Here is a 23891-nt window from a genome sequence, read left to right on the forward strand (position 1 = left end):
GGCGACGATGCGCCGACAGAACGAGGGGCAGGCACCTTCCGTGATCGGCAAAGGTGACCGTTTCGTCTTCGCCGGAATTGCCGGCCGTCGACCTCATTCTTACTCGGTGGCTGAACCGTCCGAGATATGCAGAAAAATACAACACCGGGACATGTGTCGATCAACAACAGGATGCAACGATGAGACGCCAACCCAGGCATCGTTCGATAGGATTGGCGGCCTTCCTGGCGGCTGTCCTGGGAATAGCGGCTGGCTCGGCCGCTTCCGCGCAGGAGCCGCTGAAAATCGGACTGCTGACCGACATGTCCGGCTTCATCGTCGATTATTCAGGGCCGGGCTCAGTCGTGGCAGCGAAGCTCGCGATCGAGGATTACGGCGGAAAGGCACTTGGCCGTCCAGTCGTTCTTCTCCAGGGCGACCATCTCAACAAACCCGATGTCGGCGTGTCGATGGCGCGAGAATGGTACGACGGAGGCGTGCGGGCGATTTTCGACATCGGCATCACGACGGTCGCACTCGGCGTCCAAAATCTGGCACGGGAAAAAGACCGGATCGTCGTTTTCGGATCGACCGGGTCGCCCGATATCACCGGATCCGCCTGTTCGCCGAACGGGATCGCGTGGACTCACAACAGCTACACACAATCGCTCGGTGCCGTGCGCGCTCTTGCTGCCGAGAACGCAAAGAGCTGGTTTTTCCTCACGGTCGACTACGCCTATGGGCGTCATGTCCAGCGTGACACGACCGCAATGGTCACAGCATTGGGCGGGCATGTCCTCGGCGCGGTCGCTCACCCCATCGATACCCGCGATTTCTCCTCATTTCTGCTTCGGGCCCAGGCGTCGCAGGCGGACGTCATTGGGCTTGCGACGACAACCGCGCACGCTGCCAACGTCATCAAGCAAGCCGACGAGTTCGGTATTCGTGCAGGAGGCCAGAAGATCGCGCCTCTCAGCTTCTCGCTTCATGACGTGAAGGGTCTGGGATTGACGTCTGCACAAGGGTTGATCGTCACGGAAGCATATTATTGGGATCTGAACGACGCCACACGCGCGTTCGCAGATCGGTACAAATCAAGATTTGGAAAAATGCCGAATATGGTGCAGGCCGGCATGTACGGGGCGGTTCTGCATTATCTCAAGGCAGTAGATAAGGCCGGCACGGATGATACCACCAAGGTGCTTGCCGCGATGCGCAGCTTGCCGATCAACGACTTCATGACGAAAGACGGTCGCATCCGCGAGGACGGCCGTGTGATGCGCGATCAGTACGTGTTCCGCGTGAAATCGCCCTCCGAGTCCAAAAGCGAGTGGGACCTCTACTCCTTCATCGAGCGCTTGCCCGCGGAGGTGGCTTTCCCATCGGCGGAGGCGAAGACCTGCCCGTTGATGAAGGGCTGAGGCACTGCCCGGGTTCGGCTGCAAGGATGACGATGGAGGTGCAGTCGGCGAAATGTGGTGTCAATCGACACCGAACCGGGACCCGGGTTTGGATCGGCAACAAGCCACCGACGTGATGTCGAAATTTTCCGTCAAGGCGGGGTCCCGACCGGCGCCGATCGAGACCCCGTCTGGAAGTCGTCTTCTAATTTCGACCCAATGATCAGGCCAAGATGCTAACGGGGACCCACACCCGCGCTGACACACACCGACGCGCGCTATCATGCCCACGCCAGCAATCAGGCCGTGGCCGCCTGACCGCCGCCTGACCCAAGACAACAGGCCTCCGAAAAACCTGGAGCGGTTCGGTCGATCAGCCAGGATGGAGCGGGACGGTGCCGGTCCGGAGGCGCCGGGAGGATACTTCGTCGCGCAGGATGGGGTCGCGTTCAGGTCCGCCGAGCAGCCGCCCAAGCCCGACGGTCGCGAGCGGCTCGGGCGCAAAGGTGTGGCGGGTGGTTTTGGGAGGGTAGAGCTGCCCGGCGAGCGCCCGGCGCAGAACCTCGTCGCGGGTCGGCTGGATCTCGGGACGCCAGGAGGCCAGCGGCACCGTGGCGTAGTCGTAGGTCCGGACCGGCACCCGGCCAAGGCCGAGCTGGATCGCCGCGGCCAGGCGGTGATGGCCGTCGAGGACCGCGAGCGTGCCGCGCTCGACGCGGATCGGCTGCGTCCAGGCCTGCTCGTCCAGGATGAGCCCGATGACCTCGCCGATCCGGCTGCGGATCGTCTCTTCCGTCGGGCGCAGCACGAGCGGCGGGAGCAGGAACGGCTCGGCCATGCTCATGCGGCCGCCACGCCGTCCTGGTCGAGGAACAGCCGCTCCGGGTGGGCATGGCAGAGGAAATCGTGGTGGGAGATGTCCCAGCCGTAAGCCCCGGCCATCTCGAACTGGACGAGGTCGCCCACCCGTATCCGCGCCACCGGGACGTCGCGGGCCAGGACGTCCTTGGGTGTGCACAGCTCACCGGCGAGAGTGACCCGCATGTCCGTCAGTGCCGGCCGCGCCCACGGGTGAGGCCAGGCCTCGCGCGGGACGATCCGGAACGGATGGTCGTGCGACCAGGAACTCGGCAGCCGGAAATGGTGCGTGCCCCCGCGCAGCAATGCGAAGGACCGGCCATGCGTGCGCTTCAGGTCGAGGACCTCGCACAGATAGACCGCGTGGTAGGCGGCCACGACGCGCCCGCACTCGAACTGCAGGGCCGGACCATCCGTGGCAAGGTGCGGGGCGAGGGCGCGTGCAAAGGCGGCCGCGTCGAAGCGCCAGGCGGGATCGGCATAGTCGACCCCCCAGCCGCCGCCGAGATTGACGATGCGCAGGTCGACCCCGTGCTCCCGGGCCCAGGATCGGGCGAGGGCGAGTTCGGCCGCGCAGAGCGCCACGTGGCCGGCCGCGTCGCGGTTGTTCGAGACCGTGTGGAAATGGAAGCCTTCCAGGCGCAGGGCCGGGCAGTCCCGCGTGATCGCGATCGCGTCGGGGATCGCCGCCTCCTCGATGCCGAACTGAGTGGCGGCGCCGCCCATCGTCAGCGTCGCCCCCGGCACGGGGCCGGCGAGATTCACCCGCAGCAGGACCGGCAGGACGACCCCTGCCCGCGCCGCCGCCGCGTTCGCCAGGCGGAGCGCGTGCAGGCTCTCGACGTGGAGCCGCTCGACCCCGTGGGCGAGGATCACCCGCATGTCGTCCTCGGTCCGGGCCGGCCCGCCCATGACGATGCGCGCCGCAGAGCCGACCGCGTCGCGCACCCGCAGCACCTCGCCCGAGGACGCGACCTCGAACCCGCTCACGCAGGGTGCGAGCGCCCGCAGGACGCGCGGATCGCTGTTGGCCTTGACGGCGTAGAAGAAATCGGTGCCGGGCGGGAGCGGCGCGGCGAGGCTCCTCGCCTGGCACCGCAGCGCGTCGAGGTCGTGCAGGAAGGCGCAGACCGGCCGATCTCGTTGCGTGAGAGCGGCGATGGTCTCGGCCGAGGGCCTGAACAAGGTCATCGAGAAGCCTCCAGGATGGTGCGCCAGCCGCGGTCGGCCTCGCTCAGGGCGCGGCGCAACAGGCCGCGGTCGTTGGCAACGAGGAGCCCGCGCACGCCCTCGTCCCGCAGCCGCGGCAGGTCCGCCTCGCTGCGGACGATGGCGAAGGCGTGGATCCCGGCCTCGCGGCAGGCCCGCAACACGGCCGCGCCCGCCTCGGCCACCGCCGGGGCGCCGGTCTGCCAGGGCAGGCCGATCGCCTGCGAATAGTCCGCCGCCCCGAAGAGCAGCCCGTCGAGTCCGTCGGTCGCCGCGATGGCGGCGGCCGCCGCGAGCCCGGCGGTCTCCTCAATCATCGCCACGACCAGGGTCTGCGCGTCGAGGCGGGCGGGCAGGCCGGGCAGGTCGCAATCGCCGTAGCGGCCGAGGCGCCCGGCATTGAGGCCGCGGATCCCGCGGGGCGCGTAGCGGGCCCGCCGGACCGCCTCGGCGGCCTCGGCGGCCGATGAGACCCGCGGCACCACGATGCCGGCGGCGCCCGCGTCGAGGCTCTGCAGGATCCGTTCGGAGCCTGCGCCCGGCACCCGGACGAGGGCGCTGACGCCGGCCCGGTCGGCGGCCGCGATCATCCGCTCCAGGTCTGCCCCGTCGATCAGGGTGTGCTCGAGGTCGACCAGCACGAAGTCGAAGCCCGCGACCGCCGCGATCTCGACGATCTCCGGGGCGGGGATCGACACGAACAGGCCGCCGGCCGGCCGCCCGGCCTCGAGCCGGTCCTTGAGGCGAAGGCGGGCGCTCATAGCCGGTGCGCCAGGGCCGCGAGCGGGTTGGGCCTGCGCCGGCCGCTCGCATGGGCCGGATCGAGCCGGCGCCGCGCCAGGTCCTCGACCACCAGGGTGTCGGCGGCGAGGCGGTAGCGCAGGGCCCCGGCCCGGGCCGCCGGATGCGCCGCGCAATGCCCGGCCAGCGCGGCAACGACGCGATCCCAGAAGCGTGTCTCCGGGTAGCCGAACCAGAGGTCGAGACCGTAGCCGAGCTCGGCGAGGTTCACGCCGAACAGGGCGTCGACCATGAAGTCGCGTACGTCCTCGACGTCCGCGGCCTCGACGTAGGAATTGGCGTTGACGCGGGCGTGCTCGGGCGGCGTCGGCGTGAGGCGCGGGCGCCGGGCGACGTGGTCGGGGATGAAGCGGATCCCGTCGTGGAAGTCCTTGAGGGCGACGCGCGTGGGCCAGCCGTCGCGGTGGAACAGCACCATGTTCTGCTGGTGACTCTCGAGGGCGATGCCCTCGGCGAGGAGGAAGTGGACCACCGGCAGCATCGCGACGGCGAGCAGCCGGTCGAGCCAGGGCTCGACCCCGTGCCGGGCGATCCAGCCGGCGATGAACGGAGCCGGCCCGTCGCAGTGGGTGAGCGCCGCGAACGGAACCGCGCCCTCGCCCTCGCGCAGGTGCGGCGCGACGGGATCGCGCCAGATCGCCGAGAGGGCGCCGCGTGTCGCGCCGTCGCGGTCCCAGATGGGCAAAGCCGTGACTGCGACGCCCATCCGCTCGGCCAGGAGCACCACGCCGCTGTCGCGCAGGTAGGGGCTCGCCCCCGCCACCTCCGCGAGCCAGCCGCTGACGAGCGGCGCGTTGAGCACCGTGTGCGGCGCGAGGGTGCGGGCCGTCGAGGTGTTGCGGATCGACAGCGCCAGCTTCAGCGAGGGGGCCTCCGGCGCGGTGCGGTCGGCGAGGGTGCGGATCGAGGTCTGCGCGCCGTAGGCGTGCGGCGCGGGCCCGAGCGCCACGACGCGGCCGGCCCGCCGGTGCTCCTCGGTCGCGGCCTCGCCGATCCGGCGCCACTGCCAGGGATGGACCGGAAGCAGGACGAACTCCTCGGCCCGCCCGCCGAGCCGGGAGCGGAAGGCCGACAGCGTGGCCGGATCGAGGCTCTGCCCCAGGAGCCCGCCATCCTGCCGGCCGGGGGCCGCCAGGGAGCCCGCGGCCGCGATCGAGCCGTGGGCGGCGATCCAGACCGGGCGCAGGGCCCGCCCGAATTCCGGCCCGTAGGCGCGGTTGTCCTCCGGCGTGAAGCCGATGCGGGACTTGAAGCAGGGGTGGTAGCGATGCCCGTCCGGCAGCGCACCCTCCAGCTCATTGTAGCTCAGGCCGGACAGGCGCGTGGCGGCGCCGTGGGCGAGGGCCGCGGCGTGGTTGGCTTGCGTGCGCGCCAGCTCCTCCGCGAAGCGTCCGTGATCCGCCGTCGTGCCCGGCAGGTCGGGGAGGAGGTCGGCGAGGAGGCGGGAGGCGTCGTCGACCGGCTCGCCGTCGGCCGTCAGGCTGCCCGGGTCGATCAGGATGCGCTCGTACCCGACCATGCGCCGGGCCCGGGCACGGTAGGTCGTCCGGCCGCTCGACGGGGTGATCGCGACGGAGAGGTCCGCCCCGGGGCCGGCGAGGTCGACGAGGTGATCCGCCAGCAGGCCCTCGTGCAGGAGGGCGCCGAGGAGTTGCCCGGCGACGCGGGCTCCGGCCTCCCGCCAAGCCCGCGTGTCCGCCCCGGCCCGGGCGGCCTGCAGCGGGTTGGGAATCGCGACGTAGTCGGGGCGCTCGCCGCGTCCGGCGAGGCAGCTCGCGAGGTTGGCCTTGGCCGGCAGGGTCGGGGCCGCGAGGAGCCGCGCCACGAGGGCGGCGGTCCGCGAATCCTCGTCGGAGGCCGCGAGGGTATCGGCGACGACCCGCCAGAGCGGCGCCTCGGGACGCTCGGCCGCCCGTGCGAGGGTCGCGACGACGTGCGCGACCTGGTTGACGACGAGGTAGTAGAGCAGGCGCTGCCAGGCCTCCTCGGCGCCGTAGAGCACCGCCGCGTCGAGGGCGAGGGCCGGGGCGAGGGAGGCGAGGCGGTCGCGGTCGATGCTCACGCCCTCGAGGTCGCGCACCACGAGGCGGGCCGGCACGCCCCCGGAGAGGACGAGGAGGCTGTTCTGGGCATGGGCCTCGAGGCCGATCCCGGCGCGGGCGAACAGGCGCAGCGGCGGCAGGATCGCCGCCGCCGCGTAGGCGCGCAGCCACTCCTCCGCGCCCGCCGGGTCCTCGAGCGCCGCCCCCATCGCCGCCAGGATCGGCCGACCGTCCTGCGGCGAGGGTTCGAGCAGGCCCGCGACCACGCAGGCCGGGGCGGACGGTCCCTCGCGCACGAGCACGCCCGTCACCGCGTCGAGCTCGGCGTGATCGAGGCAGAGGGCGCCGGGCTCGCCGAGCACGTCGAGGCCGCACCCCGCCACCACCTCCCGCAGGGCGGCCAGCGCCCTCGCGGCGGCGACGCTGCGGGCGAGGTGCTCGCGGCTGTTCGTTCGGGCGAAGTTGGTGATCCGGGCCGCGATCGGCAGCTTGAGGAAGAGGTTCTCCCGGGCCGAAAAAACCGTGCGGACCGAGGAGGTCGGCGTCACGGGCTCGCCAGACGGCGGGGTGATCAGGAGCCGACCCTGCGCCACGAGGGCGGCGGCGGCCGGATCGGCCTCGAGCCGCGCGGCCTGCCAGGGATGGCTCGGGATCAGGATGCGACCCGCGACCCGCTCGGCGGGCAGGCCCGACAGGCGGGTGAGCGCCGCGGCGGTCCGGGGTCCGTCCTCCGGCATGCGCCACAGGCTCGCCACGAGATCGGGATCGACGACCAGCCAGCGCAGGCGGAACGCCGCCCCGCGCTCGGGCGCGTAGAGCGCCGCATCGTCCTCCGAGAAGCCGTCGACGCTCTTGGCGAGGGGGTGGAACGGGTGGCCGTGCCAGAGCCGCTTCTCCAGCCCCGCGGGCGTCGGGTCGAAGGGCCGGGCGGCGCAGGCGCGGGCATGGTCGCGGGAGCGGTGCAGGCCGTCGAGGAGGCGCCGCTTCATCGCCTCGCGCAGAGGCGTCGCCTCCGGCGCGGCGGCGTCGATCATCCGCCGGGCCAGCTCGGCGGGATCGTCGAGATCGACGATGCGGCCGTCGGCCCGGCGCAGGCGCAACGAGGCGCCCCAGGCGTGGAACCCGCCCGGCGAGGCGCGCCGACAGGGCGCCAGCAGGGTCTCAGGCCCGAGCGGGATCGCGCAGGTCTCGCCTTCGACGGGGACGAGGTCCGTCGCGCGCTCGCGCAGCCAGGTGTTGAGCAGCCGCTCCACGGCGAGGCCGGCCTGGACGGCATCGACGGCCTCGGGGACGGGCCGGGCGAGGGGGGAGGGCATCATGGGGCGCGGCTCCGGGTGCGGACGGGATCGGGTGCGAGGGAGGCGGTCTGGACGCGGGGAAGCAGGGACGGCGCGAGGGCGAGCGCGCCGGCGAGCGACAGGCCCGCCGCCACGAAGAGGGGGCCGGACGGACCGAGGGGGGCGAGGGCGAGGCCCGCCGCGACGGGGCCGAGGAGCTGGCCTACGGTCAGCCCGGCCCGGGCCCGGGCGAGGGCGGCGGCGCGGCTCCGACCCGCGCCTTCCGCCGCCGCGAACAGGGCCGGCGCCTGACCGGCATAGACCGCGCCCTGCACGAGGCGCAGGGCGACGATCCCGGCGAGCCCGAGGCCGAGTGGCACGAGGGCGTAGCCGAGGCCGCAGCCGACGAGCGACAGGCCGAGGGCGAGGACGGGCCGAACGCCGTCCAGGCCGCGGGCCCAGAGGGGCAGGACCAGCAGGGCCGCGACCCAGCTCAGGCTGTGCAGGAGGCCGATCAGGCCGGGCGTGTAGAGCGCCGCGTCGTGCGCGCTCGCCCAGGTCGGGAAGAACGCCACGAACGCGAAGGCGCCGGCGCTGCCGCAGGTCCCGGCGAGGAGCGGGGCCAGGGTCCGGGCGCCTGCCGAGGATCCTGCCTTCTCGGGTCCGGCCGTTGCGGGTCCGGCCGCGGCCTCCGGCTCGCTCGCCAGCGCCCTGGCGGCGTGGGCGGCCGCGAGGGCAAGGGCGAGGATCAGCCCGGCGCAGGCGAGCATCAGCCCGCCGATCCACCCCCGCTCGAAGGCCAGCCCCCCGGCGAGGGGACCGATCAGGCATCCGGCGGAGACCGCCTGCTGCATCAGCGAGAAGTCGCGCCCCGCACTCCGCCCCGCCGCCCGGAAGGCGAGGGCCAGCACGACGCCCCCGCCCGCGAGCCCCTGGACGAGGCGCCCGGCGAGAAGGAGCACCGGGTCGGCGGCCAGGGCGATCAGCCCGCAGCTCGCCGCGGACAGGAGGCCGGTCCAGACGACGAGCGCCGACAGGGACAGGCGCCGCGCCAGGGCGGGCCAGGCCGGGGTCATCGCCAGGGTCGTGACGGCAGGGGCCGCGAGCACCGCGGCGGTCCAGAAGGCGGGCGAGGCGCCGATCCGATCGACGTCCATCCGGGCGATCTGGAGGCCCAGGACCGGGAGCAGGGCGAGCGGCGCCGCGGTCACGGCGACCTGGAGCAGCACCAGGGCGGCGAGCCCGGCGGGGCCGACGGGCGGTCTCACGGGCGACCTCACGGGCGACCTCACGGGCGGTCTCACGGGAGCCGTCCGGCGTAGAGCGGGTTCGGGGCACGCCCGAGCCGGCTCGGCATCGAGGTCGAGAGCGTGGGCGCCGCCAGAAGCGGGGTCAGCACTTCCTTGAAGGGCGCCGTCTCGCGCTCAAGGATGCAGTCGGCCACGAGCGCCTTGCGCCCGGACGGCGCGTCGGCCTCGTCGAGCGTGCGCTCGACGGCGGCGACGAGGAGCCGCCGGGCCTGCGCCAGGGTGAAGCCGGTCCCGGCCGCCGCGAACGCCTCCGCCACCGCCCGCAGGGCGACGTCGATCGCGAGGGTCTGGGCGTAGGCGACGAGGTCGTCGGGCCGGCGCAGCAGCAGCGTGTTCCGGAGCGGATCGGTGACCAGGTAGGCGGGGACGGGCAGGCCGATCCCGGCGAGCCAGTCGGGCGCGGTGCGTACCGTGTCGTGATCGCGCAGGATCAGGCGGTGGGGCCGCCCGCCCGCGAACGCCACGAGGGCGTTCTGGCCGTGCAGCTCCGGCACGAAGCCGAGGCAGGCGCAGCGCAGGACGGTCCCGAGCACGAGCCCGGCGAGGTCCGAGAACAGGGCGGCGAGGTCCGGCGCGTCCCCGGCGACCGCCCGAACCGCTGTCGGCACGCCGCCCTGCGGCGCGACCGCCAGGCTCGCGAGCGGCACCGCGGGACCGCCCGGCGGCAGACGCCGCAAGGCGCAGCCGAGCAGGCCGGGGCGCTCGGCATAGAGGTCGCCATCGGCCTCCGCGAAGTGCCAGAATCCGGTCTCGTCGGCGATCTCGACCGACCGGCCGAGGACCGGATCGCGGGCGAGGGCCGCGGCGAGGAGGGCGGCCCCGTGCAGGCCGTTGTGGAGCGATTGCGGCGGCAGGAGGCGGCGGACCCCGAGCGTGCGCACGTCGAGGGGCAGCTTGAGGTGGAGGCCTGGGCGCGACGGCAGCGCCACCGTGCGCAGCGACGAGGTCGCCGCGACGAGGGGGCCGCGGAAGTCCAGGATCGCGAGCCGCCCGTCGCCGAGCTCCGGGGCGAAGCGCCCGGGCAGGACGTGCTCGGCCTGCCAGGGGTGGAGCGGAACGGCGACGTGTGACGCGCCGAGGCCGCGGGCTTCCATCTCGCGGGCGAGCAGGGCCTGCTGCGGGGGGTCGAGGAGGGCGGCGGCGGGTCCCGATTGTCCGGCGCCCGGCGAGCCGGCGAGCCGGTCGCGGGCGAGCGCGCACCAGGACAGGGCGAAGTACCGCCCGGCCTCGGCGCCGTAGGCGAGGCTCTGCGCGCGGTCGAGGCCGTGGCGCGCGCGGGCCAGCGGGTGGAACGGCCGGTCGCGCCAGGCCGCGAGCCGCTCCCAGGCGAGGGGCGCGGCGAACGGATCGTCCGCGAGGGCCTGCGTCGCCAGGGCATCGGTCGCCGCTTCCCGGTCGGGCAGGTCGTCGACGAGGCGCGCCATCTCGTCGAGGGTACGGCGACGCACGGCGGGCGCCAGCTCGGGCAGCGCGTCGAGCGCCATGGCGAGAAGCCCCGGCGCGTCGAGGTCGCGCCCATCGCGGGCGGCCTCGTAGCGGGCGGCCCCCGCGAGCCGCACGCCGTCCCGCCAGCCGTCCGGCCGCACGCGGGCGCGCAGATGGCCCGGCCCGAGCGCGAGGGCGTAGTCGCGCGTCCCGTCGCCGTCCGGGGGCCCGAGGACGCCCCGGCTGCGGAAGCCCGCGACGTCCTCGATCCAGAGCGAGTCGAACAGCTCGGCCAGCACCTCCCGGGCGAGGTCCGGGGCAAGATCCGGGGCAAGATTCGGGGCGTGCGGCGCGGCGGCGGTCGGTCCGGGCATCGGGCGCGCCCTCAGAAGAGCGGCAGCACGGTGCCGGCGCCCGCGGCCTCGGCGTGGCGCAGGACCGCGCGGGCGCAGGCGATGTCGTCGATCGCCATGCCCATCGGGTTGAGCAGGATGATCTCCTCGTCGCTCTCCCGCCCGGGCCGGCGCCCGACCACGATCTCGCCGAGCTCGGCGTGCAGCCGGTCACGGGAGAACTCGCCGGCTTCGACGAGCAGGTTGATGATCTTCTTCTCCCGGTTGCACTGGTCCCAGTCGTCCACGACGACCTTGTCGGCCTTCAGGAAGACCTCGCGCTCGACGTCCATGATCGAGACGTTGGCGAGCAGCGTGCCGGGGCTGAGCCAGCGGTAGGGCAGGTAGGGCGTGTCGGTGACGGTGCAGGTGACGACGACCGGGCAGTCGCGGACCGCCGCCTCGGCGCTCGGCGCGACGACGGTGCGCAGGCGCGGGAATCGGTCGCGCAGCGCGCCTGAGAGATCCTCGGCCGCCTCCCGGCGCAGGTCGAAGAGGCGCACCCGCTCCAGGCTGGGGAACTGCTCGGCGAGCGTCTGGGCCTGCCGGGCGGCGATCGGGCCGCAGCCGATCAGCGCGGCCTCCGCGAAGCCTCGCCGCGCGAGGTGGCGCACGGCCAGCCCGGTGACGGCGGCGGTGCGCATGGCGCTGATCAGGGCCGCTTCCATGACGGCGACCGGATGGTTGGTCTCGGGATCGTTGAGCACGATCACCGCGCTGGCGCGCTCGAGGCCCCGCGCCGACGGGTTGTCGTGCTTCGAGCCGATCCACTTGAGACCGGCCACCGGCTGCTCGCCGCCGATCCAGGCCGGCATCGCGATGATGCGGTCGGCGATGTGGGGCGCACGCGGGCTGCGCAGGTAGGGTTTCAGCGGCTGGACGAAATCGCGGGCCGCGTGGAGGCGAAAACCCTCCTCGATCGCCGCCATGTAGAGGTCGGAGCGGTCGCCCCCGATCCCGATGATGTCGGAGCGCGAGAGGTAGCGCAGGCTGGCAGAGGCCATCGCGGTGGTCCTTTCGTTGGTCGTGGGGAGAGGGGCGCGCCGCGCGGGGGTCAGGCGGCGGAGCGGGTCGCGAGGCGGCGGTAGGAGGCCTCGAAGGACTTGGTCAGGCGCCGCTCCGGTGCCGGCCAGTTCGGGTCGTAGACCGTGTCGAGGTAGCGCTCGCCCCGATCGGGCAGCAGCGTCACGATCCGCGCGCCGCGGCCGAGATGCGGGATCAGCTTCTGGATCGCCGCCACGACGGTGCCGGAGGAGCCGCCCGCCAGGATGCCCTGGCGCTCCACCAGACGGCGGCAGCCGAGGGTGGATTCCCAGTCGGTCGCGTGGATCACCGCGTCGACCTCGGGCAGCGAGAGCTGCTCGGGCACGCGGCTCGCGCCGATGCCCGGGATGTCGCGCCGCCCGCCCGGCCCGCCGAAGATGACCGATCCGTCGAGGTCGACGGCGACGACCTCGATCCGCGGCCAGCGCTCGCGCAGGCGGCGCGCCATGCCCATCAGGGTGCCGCAGGTCGAGACGGCGGCGACGAGGTGGGTCGGCTCCGCCGGCATCTCGCGCACGATCTCGGCGCCGATGCCGTGGTAATGGGCCCGCCAGTTGTCGGGATTGGCGTATTGGTTGAGCCAGACGGCGCCCGGGATGGTCCGCGACAGTTCCGCCACCCGCCGCACCCGGGTGTGCAGGTAGCCGCCGCCCTCGTCCTTCTCCCGCACCATGTCGACCCGGCCCCCGAAGGCCTCGATCAGGCGGCAATTGGTCGGCGCGATGTTCGGGTCGACGACGGCCGTGAACGGGATGCCGACGCGCTGGGCGATCATCGCGAGCGCGATGGCGAGGTTGCCCGACGAACTCTCGACGAGGTGGCTCCGCGCCGTCACCCGGCCGGCGGCCAGCGCCTGCGAGACCATGTAGTGGGCGGTGCGGTCCTTCACGCTGCCGCCGACGTTCAGCATCTCGAGCTTGGCGAAGACCGGGACGACCTCCGGCGGGAACAACCTGTCGAGAGCGACGAGCGGCGTGTCTCCGACACGGATCTCAAGCGCCGGCTTCATGGACAACTCCCCGTCTGGCGTTTGTTCGATATCGGGCATGACTTCGGCAGACGAAACCGGGTTTTTGCCCGTCCTCGTGAGAAGTCGCCCCGATGTGCGGCGTACATAGCCACGAAGATGCGTCATTCAAGAGATTTTTCAACGATCATTACAATCAATTCTTATTCTAGATTGCTATGATCGCGAGACGACGTCCGGATCGGAATTCGACAAATTCGATGGAGCGGGATTTCCCGATGCCCGCCAGGCGATTGCGATGCCCGGCCGGCGCTTGCCGGCACCGGGCCGATCCGCCCGCATCTCCGGATCGGTCACAATGCCGCAGGGGGAGAAGTGACGACACGTCCAACCACAGCAGCAACCATAAGACAGGCGCCCTGATGGAGGTCGCAGTTTAGAGGTATTATATTTTAAATATTGTGCTCGAACGGCCACAATCATGCGGATAACCGCGTCGATCGATCACGAAATCGTTGCGCGCCACGCGGAGATACCGAATAGCAAACTGCGCCGACGGCACGCCGGCGCTCGAACTACCATTTGCTGGATCATCATCGCATGCGGCACGCCCGACGCCCCCGTCCCCGGAACCGCCGCCTCGGAGCCGGCCTCGGTCTGGCCACGCTGGCGCTGCCGTGCCTCGTGCAGGGCGCGCTCGCCGAAGGCGACATCCGCCTCGACGAGATCACGGTGGCGGGCAGTGGCGGCGCCAAGCGCGCCGACCGGCCCGCCCCGCCGACCGGCGTGGTCGGGCCGCCGCCCCCGGCCTATGCGGGCGGCGACGTCGGCTCCGGGTCGCGCCTCGGGCTCCTCGGCAACCGCAACGTCTTCGACCAGCCCTTCAGCGCGACGAGCTACACGGAGAAGCTGATCCGCGACCAGCAGGCGCGCAGCGTCCAGGACGTGGTCAACAACGACCCGTCGATCCGCACCAACGTGCCGGCCTTCTCGGGCATTCTCGGCTTCTTCATCCGCGGCTTCCCGGTCTTCGCCCAGGACATGGCGTTCAACGGCCTGTTCGGCGTCGCCGATGCGTTCAACCCGGCGATCGAGCCGATCGAGCGCGTCGAGGTTCTGCGGGGTCCCTCGACGCTCCTCTCCGGCGTGCCGCCCTTCGGCAATATCGGCGGCAGCATCAACCTGATCCCGAAGCGGGCGGGAGACGATCCGCTCACCCGCGTCACGCTCGGCTACGGGTCCACCGCCCAGGTGTACAAGGCCGTCGACGTCAGCCGCCGGTTCGGCGACGCGAAGGAGTGGGGCCTGCGCTTCAACGGCGCCTTCAACAACGGCCACACACCGATCGACAACCAGAGCCTGCACTTCGGCGTCGCCGCGCTCGCCCTCGACTATCGCGGCGAGCGCCTGCGGGCGAGCCTCGATCTCGGCTATCAGGAGCTCGACTTCACGTCGCCGCTGCGCAACCGCAACGTGGCCGCGGGCGTGCGGATTCCCCGCGCGCCCGACCTGACCCTCAACCAGCAGCAGCCCTGGGAGTACCGCGACAGCGCCAACCAGCAGCTCGCCACCCGGGTCGAGTACGACCTGACCCCGGACCTGACGCTCTACGGCGCCTACGGCGTGTCGAACTTCCGCCAGGAATACTTCGGCGGCGTCCTGACGATCTTCAACGCGCGGGGCGACTACCGCGACCCGATCAGCTACCTGCCGTTCCACATCGTCAACCAGACGGCCGAGGCGGGCCTGCGCGGCACGGTCGAGACCGGGCCGGTCAAGCACAGCTTCGGGCTCGCCGCGGTCGGGTTCTGGCAGGACCTCGCCCAGCCCCCGGCCCAGACCGTCGGGCCGACGATCATCTCGAACCTCTACGATCCGACCTACGTCGCGCCGCGCTCCACCTTCGGTCTCTCGAACGCGACCCCGCGCACGTCGAGCCGGATCAACCGCAGCATCGCCGTCGCCGATACGCTGTCGATCCTCGACGACCGGGTGCTTCTCACCCTGGGTGGCCGCTGGCAGAGCCTCGACGTCAACTCCTACAATCCGGCCACCGGGTACCGGACCGGCTCGAGCGAGAGCGGTGCCTTCTCGCCGGGCGTCGGCCTCGTGGTGAAGCCCTGGGAGAAGCTGTCGCTCTATGCCAACTACATCGAGGGCCTGACCTCGCCGGCCGCGCCGGTCAACGCGGTCAATGCCTCCGCGGCCTTCCCGGCCTTCGTCTCGCGGCAGACCGAAATCGGCGCGAAGTACGATTTCGGGACCGTCGGCGTCGGCTTCGCCGCCTTCGAGATCGAGCAGCCCTTCGGCTTCCTCGATTCGCGCAGCCTGGTCTTCTCCGTCGACGGCCGCCAGCGCAACAGCGGCGTCGAGCTGACGGTGTTCGGCGAGCCGATGCCCGGGGTGCGGCTCCTCGGCGGCGTCACCCTGCTCGACGGGGTGCAGGTGCGCTCGCAGGATCCGCGCAATGTCGGCCGGACCGCGGTCGGCGTGCCGGATGTGCAGCTCAACCTCTACGGTGAATACGACCTGCCCGCGAGCCTCGTCCCCGGACTGACCCTCACCGGGCGGGTCATCTACACCTCGGCGCAGTACTACGACCTCGCCAACAGCCAGAAGATCCCCGACTGGGCGACGCTCGACCTCGGCCTGCGCTATAACACCGTGTTCCAGGATCGGCCGCTGACCCTGCGGGCGAACGTCGTCAACGTGACGGGCCACAACTACTGGGCTTCGACGGGCCGCGGCATTCTCAGCCAAGGGACCCCGCGAACGTTTCTGCTCTCCGCCTCTATGGATTTTTAGAATCCGGATAGATGCAATAAGTTCAGGGCTATCATACGATTTCCGACCGGTCGCATCGTGAGGGACGGGATCGTGCTCTGCGAGGTCGAGGTCTTGCCGCTCACCTCACCGAAGCAACGATCGGCCACGGCGGTGCGCGCCGCGGCCGATCGGGATTTCCAGCATTGGTTGTCCAAGGCCACACAGCGTTTCGAATTGGCGCAGGAGGCCGTCGATCGGGAATACGGCAAGGACGCCACGTTCGATCCGCACCGGACCACCGAACAATCCCCGGGGGCCCCGGCCGCAGTTGCCACGGTCTGACGATCCGCCTGCAGCACCTCGAGCCCCGCGAGTCTCGCGCTCGCTCATCCGGACCCATCCCATGGCGGACCTCCCGCGTTCCGCAGAACAGGGGAGTGTGCCATTCCCGCTTGGCTCAGGTGGGACATTCGAACTGCACGCCTACAAACATGATTCGCATAAGTAATATTATGGAACATAAACCTCGTTTTCCAGCGGTTCAGCGCGGCAGCTCGATCGTGACGCCGAGATCGATGCCGTCCAGCCGCGACTGAGCCCGATCGGTCGTGAATGCGGGGGCAGCGAGCTGACCCGCTACGGCCAGGCAGGCGCGATCGCCAAGCGACAGGTCAGTCGCCCGGGTGAGCGTCCGAAGGCCCGCGCAGCGTGCTGACGCAGGCCGTCGACCGGACCGTCTGCGCTACCAGCAACGCGGATTATTACGAGTTCGTCGGCAGAGCGCCTTGCACGGCGAACGACGCCCTCACCATCAGATACAACATCTATACCTCTCCGAATTACTTCGATACCCGCGCCCCGGGCACCGACGTCTCCAGGATCATGAAATATGCCATTCCCGAAGGCACCTTCGGCCTGTTCCCGAGCGGTCTGACGTTGTCGTCGGAGGTCGGGCATTATTTTCTTGGAATGTCGAACGCATCGTTCGGCCGGTTCAACCTGTCCAACTACACCTATGGAAATATCGGCATCTCATACACGGTAAAGTCTGTCACACTGGACTTGCGCTACCACGACGCTGACGAAGACGTAGTGCGGCACGATCACCGCGCAGCCGCGCGGCATCGCCAACGGGACGTTCCAGTCCGACTGGTGCGGTGCGGCCGTCATCGCGACCTTGTCCTTCGACGTGACGTCCAAGGATCCCGGGATCTTCGCCAGGGACGACGCGGCCGTTCCCGCGGTCCCGGCCCGGACGGGCGACGCCGAGAAGGCGGCGGCCCGGTAGCGTCACCTGCGGAGCGTCGCGAAGACCGGGCCGACGGGAAAGGACGGCAAGTGCCGGGGGATCACGCTGCGGGCGGGCGCCCGGGACCGACGATTCGCGCGAGCCGCGACAGGCTGCGGTCCGGCCGGACGCAGACCGACCAATCGGCGAAGGCGGACGACGTTCCCGGAGGCCCCGCACCGTCACGCGGATCGTCGGAGGGGTTGATGGCACAGAAGGCGGCGTCGAGGGCGAGCGCCAGCGTCCAGGCCCGCCCGGGATCCCCCGCGAGGATCCCGGCCCGAAGGGCGGGGCTCCCGATCCGGGCGCTGAGGGCGGCCTCGTCCTCGAACGGCATGAGGGTCACGACCGGGGCGAAGCCGTGCCCGCGCACGAGGGCCATGTCGTCCCGACAGAGATCGAGGACGAGCGGCCCCATCCCGGGGGCCCGGGTGGGGGTTGCCGGCCGGCCTTCCCCAAAGACCAGTTCCGCACCGGCCGCGAGGTCGGCGCGCAGGGCCGTCTCCAGCCCGGCGGCGTGGGCCGCGGAATGCGCCGGGCCGATCTGCGTGCCCGGATCCAGCGGGTCGCCGGCGCGCATCGCGGCGGCGGCGTCACGAAGGGCCTCGCGCAGGGCGCTCCGCATCTCGGCATGGACGTGGAGGCGGGTCTGGCTCGCGAAGGTCGAGCGCAGCCAGGTCCCGTGCCCGTGCAGGATCGCGGCGGCGGCCCGGTCGACGTCGGCGCCCGGCAGCACGATCGTGGCGGTCTTGGCCGCCCCGAGGCCGGCGCCCAGGTCGAGATCGAAGTCGAGATCGAGATCGTTCCGGGTCTCGCAGGGCTCGGACTGCAGGCCGGGATGGGCCCGCAGCAGGCGGGCGGTCTCGCGATCGCCGCGCAGCACGGTCAGCGTCCCCCGCGGCAGGCCCGCCCGGACGAAGAGCTCCGCGACGGCCGCGCTCGTCCGGGCGGCGCCCGGATCGGCGGCGTAGAGGACCGCATTGCCGCAGGCCAGGGCGGCCGCCTGCTCGCACAGGCCGAGGATCGCCGCGCTCCAATGCCCCGTCGCGGCGATGAGGCCGAGCGGCTCCCGGGTCCGGCGGCCGAGCCGCCCCTGCCCGAGCTCCACCTGGGTCGCCGCATTCCCCTCGGCAAGCCCGGCGGCGGAATCGAGCAGGCGGATCGCCCGCGGCAGGTCGATGCCCGCGATCTGGCGGACCGGGCGGCCCGTCTCGCGGGCCTCCAGGCGGGCGAGGTCCGGCCCTTCGGCCCGCAGGAGCTCGGCGCAAGCGGACAGGATCGGGGCGCGGCTCGGCCCACCCACCGACCGCCAGGCGCGAAAGCCGGCCCGGGCCGCGTCGACGGCCCCGCGGATCTCCGCCTCCCGGGCGGGAAGGAAGCGGGAGATTTCCTCGCCGGTGGCCGGGCTAAGATGCCGGATGGCCTCCGGCGCGGCGCCGGGCGCCGCCACGCGGATCGGCCGCACCCCGCCAGCCCCCGCTTCGCCAAGCCCGGGAGAGGCGCCGGCGTCCGGCCCCGCGAGCAGGCCGTCGATGAAGGCGTGCACGACCGCGCGGGCGGCCGCACCGCCGGCCCCGGCTTGCCCCGGCGTGGCGTTCGCCACGTGGGAGCGCAACCAGAGGCCGTCGATCATCGCGGCGATCATCGTGGCATCGAGTGCGACGCAATCGGCGGGCACCAGGCCCCGCAGGCCGTGGCGCAGGTTGGTGATCATCCGCCGCTGGTAGATCGCCTGGACGCGCTGGTAGCGCGGCGAATGGGCCATCTGGCCCCAGAAGGCGAGCCAGACGGCGCTCGTGCGCCGGTCGAACTCCTCGTCGGCCAGGGCGGCGTCGCAGACCGCAAAGAGCCGTTCCCGCCCAGTCCGGGACGCCGCCAGCCTGCGGGCGGTCGCCCCGGCGAGGCGGGCCGCCATGAAGCGCAGGGTGGCCTCGAGCAGCCCGTCCTTGTCGCCGAAATAGTGGGCGAACAGCCCGGCCGAAACGTTCGCGCGCCGGGCGATCTCGCTGAGCGAGGCGGCCTTGAAGCCCACCTCCGCGAGGGTCTCGATCGTCGCCTCGACGAGATGGCGGCGGCGCGCCGCCTCGAAGGTCTGCATCGGGCTGGTCTGGATGGGGTTCGGCCGGGTCATCGCCGTCCTTGTGCCGGAAAGTCCGGCCCGCTCGCGTCGCCGAGCCTCCGGAGGGAGATTGAACAGTCGTTCAATTCGATGCGCCGCGCAATGGCAGCCCCGAATCGGATCGCTCTACCGACCACCTGATACTCCTATCCCGTGAGAGTATTCATTTGCTGCTCCGCACAAAAATCCGGCATAAATGCTTGCATTGCGCCATCGATGACAGAAAAAAGTGCGTGACATCGCGGGTTGCGTTGGATTGAATGACCATTCAACGGGCCTGCCGCAACGGGATGGCGGGGCTCCGCGACAGGGGGTTGTCATGCGCCGTTTCGCAACCGGAGCCCTCCTCGGCACGGCACTGGGGATCTCGTCCTTCGTCACCGCGGCCGCGGCGGATCCCGCCTCCTGCAAGACCGTGCGGTTCGCCGATGTGGGCTGGACCGACATCACCGCCACCACGGCGCTCGCCTCCCGCGTCCTGGCCGGCCTCGGCTACGCCCCCAAGACCCAGACCCTGTCGGTCCCGGTCACCTACGCCTCGCTCAGGGCGAAAACCATCGACGTCTTCCTCGGCAACTGGATGCCCACCATGGCGGCCGACCGGAAGCCCTACCTCGAGTCCCATGCCATCGAGGTCCTCGGCCCGAACCTGACCGGGGCGAAATACACCCTCGCGGTACCGGACTATCTCTACGACGCCGGCCTCAAGAGCTTCGCCGACATCGCCAAGTTCCGTCGCCAGCTCAAGGGCAAGATCTACGGCATCGAGCCCGGCAACGACGGCAACCGGACGATCCTGACGATCATCAAGGACAACACCTACGGCCTCGGCACCTTCGACCTCGTCGAGTCGAGCGAGCAGGGCATGCTCGCCCAGGTGGACCGGGCGATCCGGCGCAAGGAGCCGATCCTGTTCCTCGGCTGGGAGCCCCATCCGATGAACACCAAGTTCGCGATCCGCCACCTCTCCGGGGGCGACGACACGTTCGGACCGAATTACGGCGGAGCCGAGGTCTTCACCAACCTGCGCGCCGGCTACGGTGCCGAATGTCCGAACCTCGGCCGGTTCTTCAAGAACCTGACCTTCGACCTGAAGACCGAGAACGCGGTGATGGGGTCGATCCTGTTCGACGGGCTCGATCCCGATAAGGCCGCCGACCAGTGGCTGAAGGCCGATCCGGAGGCCTGGACGCGCTGGCTGTCCGGCGTCGAGACCCTCGACGGAAAGCCCGGCCTGCCCGCCGTACGGGAGGCCCTCGGCGTCGAATAAGGCTTTCGACTTGTAACGCCTTCGACTTGGTCGCCGGCCATGCGCCGGCTTTCCTCCCCTTTCGTTACGCGGCGGATCGGCGCTCATGTACGACTGGATCGTCTCCCATAAGATCTCCCTCGGCATCTGGCTCAAGGACGGCGTCGACTTCCTGAACAGCCATGGGCAGGGCTTTTTCGACCTGATCTCCACGGTGCTCGGCGCGATGGTGCAGGGCCTGACCGACGGGCTGCTGGCGGTGCCGCCGCTCGCCCTGATCGGCCTGTTCTCGGCGGCGGCCTATCTCCTCCACCGCTCGGTGGGCCTGTCGGTGTTCATCGTCGCCTCCCTGCTGCTCGTGGTGAACCTCGGCTACTGGGAGGCCACGATGGAAACGCTGTCGCTGGTGATCTGGTCGACGGCGACCTGCGTGCTGATCGGCGTGCCGGTGGGGATCGTGGCGGCGCACCGGCCGCTCTTCTACGCGGCGATCCGCCCGTTCCTCGACCTGATGCAGACGATCCCGACCTTCGTCTACCTGATCCCGACCCTGGTGCTGTTCGGGCTCGGGACCGTGCCGGGCATCATCTCCACGGTGATCTTCGCCCTGCCGGCGCCGATCCGGCTGACGCAGCTCGGCATCGCCTCGGTTCCCCCGAGCCTGCGGGAGGCCGCCCTCGCCTACGGGGCGACGCGCTGGCAGATGCTGGTCAAGGTCGAGCTTCCGAGCGCGATGCCGACCATCCTGGCCGGCATCACCCAGTGCATCATGCTGAGCCTGTCGATGGTGGTGATCGCCGCGCTGGTCGGCGCCGACGGCCTCGGCAAGCCGGTCGTGCGCGCCCTCAACACCGTCAACATCGCCATGGGCTTCGAAGCGGGGCTCGCGATCGTGGTGCTGGCGATCATCCTCGATCGCGTGTGCAAGCGGCCCGCGCCGCGCAACGGGAGGAGCTCTCCATGAAGACCGGATCATGGAGGACCGGATCATGAGCATCGCCGACGCGACGTCCTTCGCCGCCGCAACCCCCGTCCTTGCGCAGGCCGGCGCCGCGCCGAACGCCGTCGAATTGCGCGACGTCGACATCGCGTTCGGGCGCAACGTCAAGGCCGCCCTGGCCCTGTCCGACCAGGGCGCCACCCGGGACGAGATCCGCCGCCGGACCGATACCCTGATGGGCACGTTCAAGGTCGATCTCGACGTCAAGCGGGGCGAGATCTGCGTGCTGATGGGCCTGTCCGGCTCGGGCAAGTCGACGATCCTGCGGGCGATCAACGGGCTCAACCGCGTGGCGCGCGGCCACGTCCTGGTCCAGCACCGCGGCGCGGCGGTGGACCTGACCCGATGCCGCGCTTCCGTGCTGCGGGACGTGCGGCTGAACACCGTCTCGATGGTGTTCCAACAATTCGGGCTGCTGCCCTGGCGCAGCGTGCGCGACAATGTCGGCTTCGGCCTCGAACTGCGCGGCATACCGGCCGCCGAGCGGCGGCGGGTCGTGGACGAGAAGCTCGAGATGGTCGGGCTGGCGAGTTGGGCGGACAAGGCGGTCCAGGAGCTCTCCGGCGGCATGCAGCAACGGGTCGGCCTCGCCCGCGCCTTCGCGACGGAGGCCGACATCCTGCTGATGGACGAGCCGTTCTCGGCTCTCGATCCGCTGATCCGCGACAAGCTGCAGGACGACCTCCTGGAGCTACAGCGCCGGCTCAACCGGACGATCGTGTTCGTCAGCCACGACCTCGGCGAGGCGCTCAAGCTCGGCAACCGCATCGCCATCATGGAGGGCGGCCACGTCGTCCAGTTCGGCACCCCGGCCGACATCGTGCTGAGGCCGGCCAACGCCTACGTGGCCGAATTCGTCAAGCACATGAACCCGCTCGAGGTGCTCGACAGCGGCACGGTGATGACGCCGGCCGCGGACCTGCGGCGGGAGGGCGACACGGTCCTCCTCGACCGCGGCGGCACCGTGCGCCTGCGCCTCGGCGCCGACGGGTGCCCGGTCATGGCGCAGGTCGGGAACCGTCAGGAGCCGCTGTCGCGCGTCGACCGGGCGGGGAGCTGCGGCGATGCCGGGGGGATCGTCGTCGCCCCGATGGCGCTGCCGCTGCGGGCGACGATCGACCTGCGCCTGCGCTCGCCCTACCCGATCGTGTTCGTGGACGAGCTCGGCCGCCTCGCCGGCCTGTGCGACCACGCCGAGATCTACCGCGGCCTCCTCCAGAACACCTGATCGCCAACCCCTCGTCGCCCCGTCCGCCCCCGCCCCGCGAGGATGCCGCCATGCCGCCGCCAGACATGCTCACGCCGGAGACCCGCCGCCCCTTCATCGACGGGCGCCCCGCCGCCGAGGCCGGGCGCCGCACCTTCCGGTCGATCAACCCGGCGACCGGGGAGGTCCTGGCCGAGGTCGAGCATTCCACCCGCGAGGACCTGGAGGCGGCGGTCGCGGCCGCCGCGCGGGGCCAGGCGGTGTGGGCCGCCTTGCCCGCCCGCGAGCGCGGCCGGGTGATGATGCGCGCCGTCGCGCTCCTGCGCGAGCGCAACGAGGCGCTCGCCCGCCTCGAAAGCCTCGACACCGGCAAGCCGATCGCCGAGACCCGGTCGGTCGACATCGCCACCGGCGCCGACGTGCTCGAATATTACGCAGGCCTCGCGGCCGCCATCGAGGGACGGCAGATCCCGCTGCGGGAGACCGCCTTCGCCTATACGCGCCGGGAGCCCCTCGGGATCGTCGCGGGGATCGGCGCCTGGAACTACCCGATCCAGATCGCACTCTGGAAATCCGCCCCCGCCCTCGCGGCGGGCAACGCCATGCTGTTCAAGCCGAGCGAGGTGACGCCGCTCAGCGCGCTGGCCCTCGCCGGGATCTACGCGGAGGCCGGGCTGCCCGACGGCGTCTTCAGCGTCCTGCCGGGGCTCGGCGGCGAGATCGGAGCCTGGCTCACCGGGCATCCGGCGGTGGCGAAGGTCTCGTTCACCGGCGGCACCGAGACCGGCGCCAAGGTGATGGCGGCGGCCGCCGGCTCGACCCTCAAGGAGGTGACGCTGGAACTCGGCGGCAAGTCGCCGCTCCTCGTCCTCGACGATGCCGACCTGGAGCGCGCCGCCGACATCGCGGTAGCGGCGAACTTCTTCAGCGCGGGGCAGGTCTGCACCAACGGGACGCGGGTCTTCGTCCCCCGCCCCCTGATGGCGGCGTTCGAGAGCTTGGTCCTGGCGCGGGTCGCCCGCATCCGGCTCGGCGACCCGCTCGACGAGACCACCAATTTCGGCCCGCTGGCGAGCCACGCCCACCGGGACAAGGTCCTGTCCTTCATCCGCTCCGGGGTGGAGCAAGGCGCCCGCCTCCTCGCCGGCGGCGAGGCGGTCGGCGGCCGTTTCGCGGCGGGGGCCTACGTCGCCCCGACGGTGTTCAGCGGGTGCCGCGACGACATGACGATCGTGCGCGAAGAAATCTTCGGCCCGGTGATGACCCTGCTGGCCTACGAGGACGAGGGCGAGGCCCTCGCGCGGGCCAACGCCACCCGCTACGGCCTCGCCGCGGGCGTTGTCACCCGCGACCTCGCCCGCGCCCACCGGATCGTCCACCGCCTCGAGGCCGGCATCTGCTGGATCAACACCTGGGGGGAATCGCCCCCCGAGATGCCGGTGGGCGGGTTCAAGCAATCGGGGCTCGGCCGGGAGAACGGCGTCGAGGCCCTCGACCGCTACACCCGCACCAAGTCGATCCAGGTCGAGCTGGGCGATTTTGCGCCGCTGTTCTGATC

17 protein-coding genes are annotated in these 23891 nt (G+C 71.4%); 7 read left to right on the plus strand and 10 right to left on the minus strand.

Annotated elements, in window-relative coordinates; all coding sequences use genetic code 11:
• Positions 1 to 179: 179 nt before the first annotated feature.
• On the plus strand, positions 180 to 1400 hold the full coding sequence (locus G4G93_RS09365) for an ABC transporter substrate-binding protein (RefSeq protein ID WP_165083416.1): 1221 nt from the start codon (positions 180 to 182) through the stop codon (positions 1398 to 1400).
• Positions 1401 to 1752: 352 nt separating this feature from the next.
• On the opposite strand, the gene G4G93_RS09370 is transcribed toward G4G93_RS09365, so the two are convergent.
• The 8 genes from G4G93_RS09370 to sbnA are packed head-to-tail and all read right to left on the minus strand — an operon-like array spanning position 1753 to position 12746.
• Positions 1753 to 2223: a ParB N-terminal domain-containing protein gene (locus tag G4G93_RS09370; RefSeq protein WP_165083418.1), complete on the minus strand. Its 471-nt coding sequence runs from the start codon at positions 2221 to 2223 to the stop codon at positions 1753 to 1755.
• Positions 2220 to 3428 carry a type III PLP-dependent enzyme gene (locus tag G4G93_RS09375; protein WP_165083421.1) on the minus strand — a complete coding sequence of 403 codons (1209 nt, stop codon included), beginning with the start codon at positions 3426 to 3428 and terminating at the stop codon, positions 2220 to 2222. Before G4G93_RS09375 ends, G4G93_RS09370 begins: the two co-directional genes overlap by 4 nt.
• Positions 3425 to 4207 (minus strand): HpcH/HpaI aldolase/citrate lyase family protein, encoded by a 783-nt coding sequence (locus G4G93_RS09380; protein ID WP_165083423.1) that lies wholly within the window; start codon positions 4205 to 4207, stop codon positions 3425 to 3427. The genes G4G93_RS09375 and G4G93_RS09380 overlap by 4 nt, the downstream gene beginning before the upstream one ends.
• The gene (locus tag G4G93_RS09385) at positions 4204 to 7608 is read right to left on the minus strand and encodes an IucA/IucC family siderophore biosynthesis protein (protein WP_165083425.1); all 3405 of its coding nucleotides are present in this window, start codon (positions 7606 to 7608) and stop codon (positions 4204 to 4206) included. The genes G4G93_RS09380 and G4G93_RS09385 overlap by 4 nt, the downstream gene beginning before the upstream one ends.
• Entirely contained in the window at positions 7605 to 8834 is a 1230-nt protein-coding gene (locus G4G93_RS09390; RefSeq protein WP_165083427.1) for an MFS transporter, read from the minus strand. The genes G4G93_RS09385 and G4G93_RS09390 overlap by 4 nt, the downstream gene beginning before the upstream one ends.
• Before the next feature lie 32 nt (positions 8835 to 8866).
• A complete protein-coding gene (locus tag G4G93_RS09395; RefSeq protein WP_165083429.1) occupies positions 8867 to 10675 on the minus strand; it encodes an IucA/IucC family protein in 1809 nt (602 codons plus the stop codon).
• Between the two features lie 11 nt (positions 10676 to 10686).
• The gene (sbnB, locus tag G4G93_RS09400) at positions 10687 to 11697 is read right to left on the minus strand and encodes a 2,3-diaminopropionate biosynthesis protein SbnB (RefSeq protein WP_165083431.1); all 1011 of its coding nucleotides are present in this window, start codon (positions 11695 to 11697) and stop codon (positions 10687 to 10689) included.
• A gap of 50 nt (positions 11698 to 11747) precedes the next feature.
• Positions 11748 to 12746 (minus strand): 2,3-diaminopropionate biosynthesis protein SbnA, encoded by a 999-nt coding sequence (sbnA, locus tag G4G93_RS09405; protein ID WP_165083434.1) that lies wholly within the window; start codon positions 12744 to 12746, stop codon positions 11748 to 11750.
• 558 nt (positions 12747 to 13304) lie between these two features.
• Here sbnA and G4G93_RS09410 point away from each other — a divergent pair.
• A complete protein-coding gene (locus tag G4G93_RS09410; RefSeq protein WP_206289650.1) occupies positions 13305 to 15509 on the plus strand; it encodes a TonB-dependent receptor in 2205 nt (734 codons plus the stop codon).
• Between the two features lie 72 nt (positions 15510 to 15581).
• On the plus strand, positions 15582 to 15812 hold the full coding sequence (locus tag G4G93_RS09415) for a hypothetical protein (RefSeq protein WP_165083436.1): 231 nt from the start codon (positions 15582 to 15584) through the stop codon (positions 15810 to 15812).
• Positions 15813 to 16502: 690 nt separating this feature from the next.
• Here G4G93_RS09415 and G4G93_RS09420 read toward each other — a convergent pair.
• Entirely contained in the window at positions 16503 to 16670 is a 168-nt protein-coding gene (locus G4G93_RS09420; RefSeq protein WP_165083438.1) for a hypothetical protein, read from the minus strand.
• A gap of 149 nt (positions 16671 to 16819) precedes the next feature.
• Positions 16820 to 18889: a transcriptional regulator BetI gene (gene betI / locus G4G93_RS09425; protein ID WP_246736640.1), complete on the minus strand. Its 2070-nt coding sequence runs from the start codon at positions 18887 to 18889 to the stop codon at positions 16820 to 16822.
• A 307-nt stretch (positions 18890 to 19196) separates the two neighbouring features.
• Between betI and G4G93_RS09430 the strand changes: the two genes are divergently transcribed.
• From G4G93_RS09430 to betB, 4 genes are all read left to right on the plus strand, one after another.
• Positions 19197 to 20147, plus strand: a complete 951-nt coding sequence (locus tag G4G93_RS09430) for a choline ABC transporter substrate-binding protein (RefSeq protein ID WP_165083440.1) — start codon at positions 19197 to 19199, stop codon at positions 20145 to 20147.
• Between the two features lie 85 nt (positions 20148 to 20232).
• A complete protein-coding gene (gene choW, locus G4G93_RS09435; protein WP_165083443.1) occupies positions 20233 to 21090 on the plus strand; it encodes a choline ABC transporter permease subunit in 858 nt (285 codons plus the stop codon).
• Between the two features lie 25 nt (positions 21091 to 21115).
• Complete coding sequence (gene choV, locus G4G93_RS09440; protein WP_165083445.1) at positions 21116 to 22354, plus strand: choline ABC transporter ATP-binding protein; 1239 nt, start codon at positions 21116 to 21118, stop codon at positions 22352 to 22354.
• A 50-nt stretch (positions 22355 to 22404) separates the two neighbouring features.
• Complete coding sequence (gene betB, locus G4G93_RS09445) at positions 22405 to 23889, plus strand: betaine-aldehyde dehydrogenase (protein WP_246736641.1); 1485 nt, start codon at positions 22405 to 22407, stop codon at positions 23887 to 23889.
• Positions 23890 to 23891 lie beyond the last annotated feature (2 nt).

Source organism: Methylobacterium sp. DB0501, from assembly GCF_011043735.1.
GTDB lineage: Bacteria > Pseudomonadota > Alphaproteobacteria > Rhizobiales > Beijerinckiaceae > Methylobacterium > Methylobacterium alsaeris.

Coding starts and splice junctions, on each gene's coding strand:
- G4G93_RS09365 (WP_165083416.1), top strand. CDS start 180: ATGAGACGCCAACCCAGGCATCGTTCGATAGGATTGGCGGCCTTCCTG.
- G4G93_RS09370 (WP_165083418.1), bottom strand. CDS start 2,223: ATGAGCATGGCCGAGCCGTTCCTGCTCCCGCCGCTCGTGCTGCGCCCG.
- G4G93_RS09375 (WP_165083421.1), bottom strand. CDS start 3,428: ATGACCTTGTTCAGGCCCTCGGCCGAGACCATCGCCGCTCTCACGCAA.
- G4G93_RS09380 (WP_165083423.1), bottom strand. CDS start 4,207: ATGAGCGCCCGCCTTCGCCTCAAGGACCGGCTCGAGGCCGGGCGGCCG.
- G4G93_RS09385 (WP_165083425.1), bottom strand. CDS start 7,608: ATGATGCCCTCCCCCCTCGCCCGGCCCGTCCCCGAGGCCGTCGATGCC.
- G4G93_RS09395 (WP_165083429.1), bottom strand. CDS start 10,675: ATGCCCGGACCGACCGCCGCCGCGCCGCACGCCCCGAATCTTGCCCCG.
- sbnB (WP_165083431.1), bottom strand. CDS start 11,697: ATGGCCTCTGCCAGCCTGCGCTACCTCTCGCGCTCCGACATCATCGGG.
- sbnA (WP_165083434.1), bottom strand. CDS start 12,746: ATGAAGCCGGCGCTTGAGATCCGTGTCGGAGACACGCCGCTCGTCGCT.
- G4G93_RS09410 (WP_206289650.1), top strand. CDS start 13,305: ATGCGGCACGCCCGACGCCCCCGTCCCCGGAACCGCCGCCTCGGAGCC.
- betI (WP_246736640.1), bottom strand. CDS start 18,889: ATGACCCGGCCGAACCCCATCCAGACCAGCCCGATGCAGACCTTCGAG.
- G4G93_RS09430 (WP_165083440.1), top strand. CDS start 19,197: ATGCGCCGTTTCGCAACCGGAGCCCTCCTCGGCACGGCACTGGGGATC.
- choW (WP_165083443.1), top strand. CDS start 20,233: ATGTACGACTGGATCGTCTCCCATAAGATCTCCCTCGGCATCTGGCTC.
- choV (WP_165083445.1), top strand. CDS start 21,116: ATGAGCATCGCCGACGCGACGTCCTTCGCCGCCGCAACCCCCGTCCTT.
- betB (WP_246736641.1), top strand. CDS start 22,405: ATGCCGCCGCCAGACATGCTCACGCCGGAGACCCGCCGCCCCTTCATC.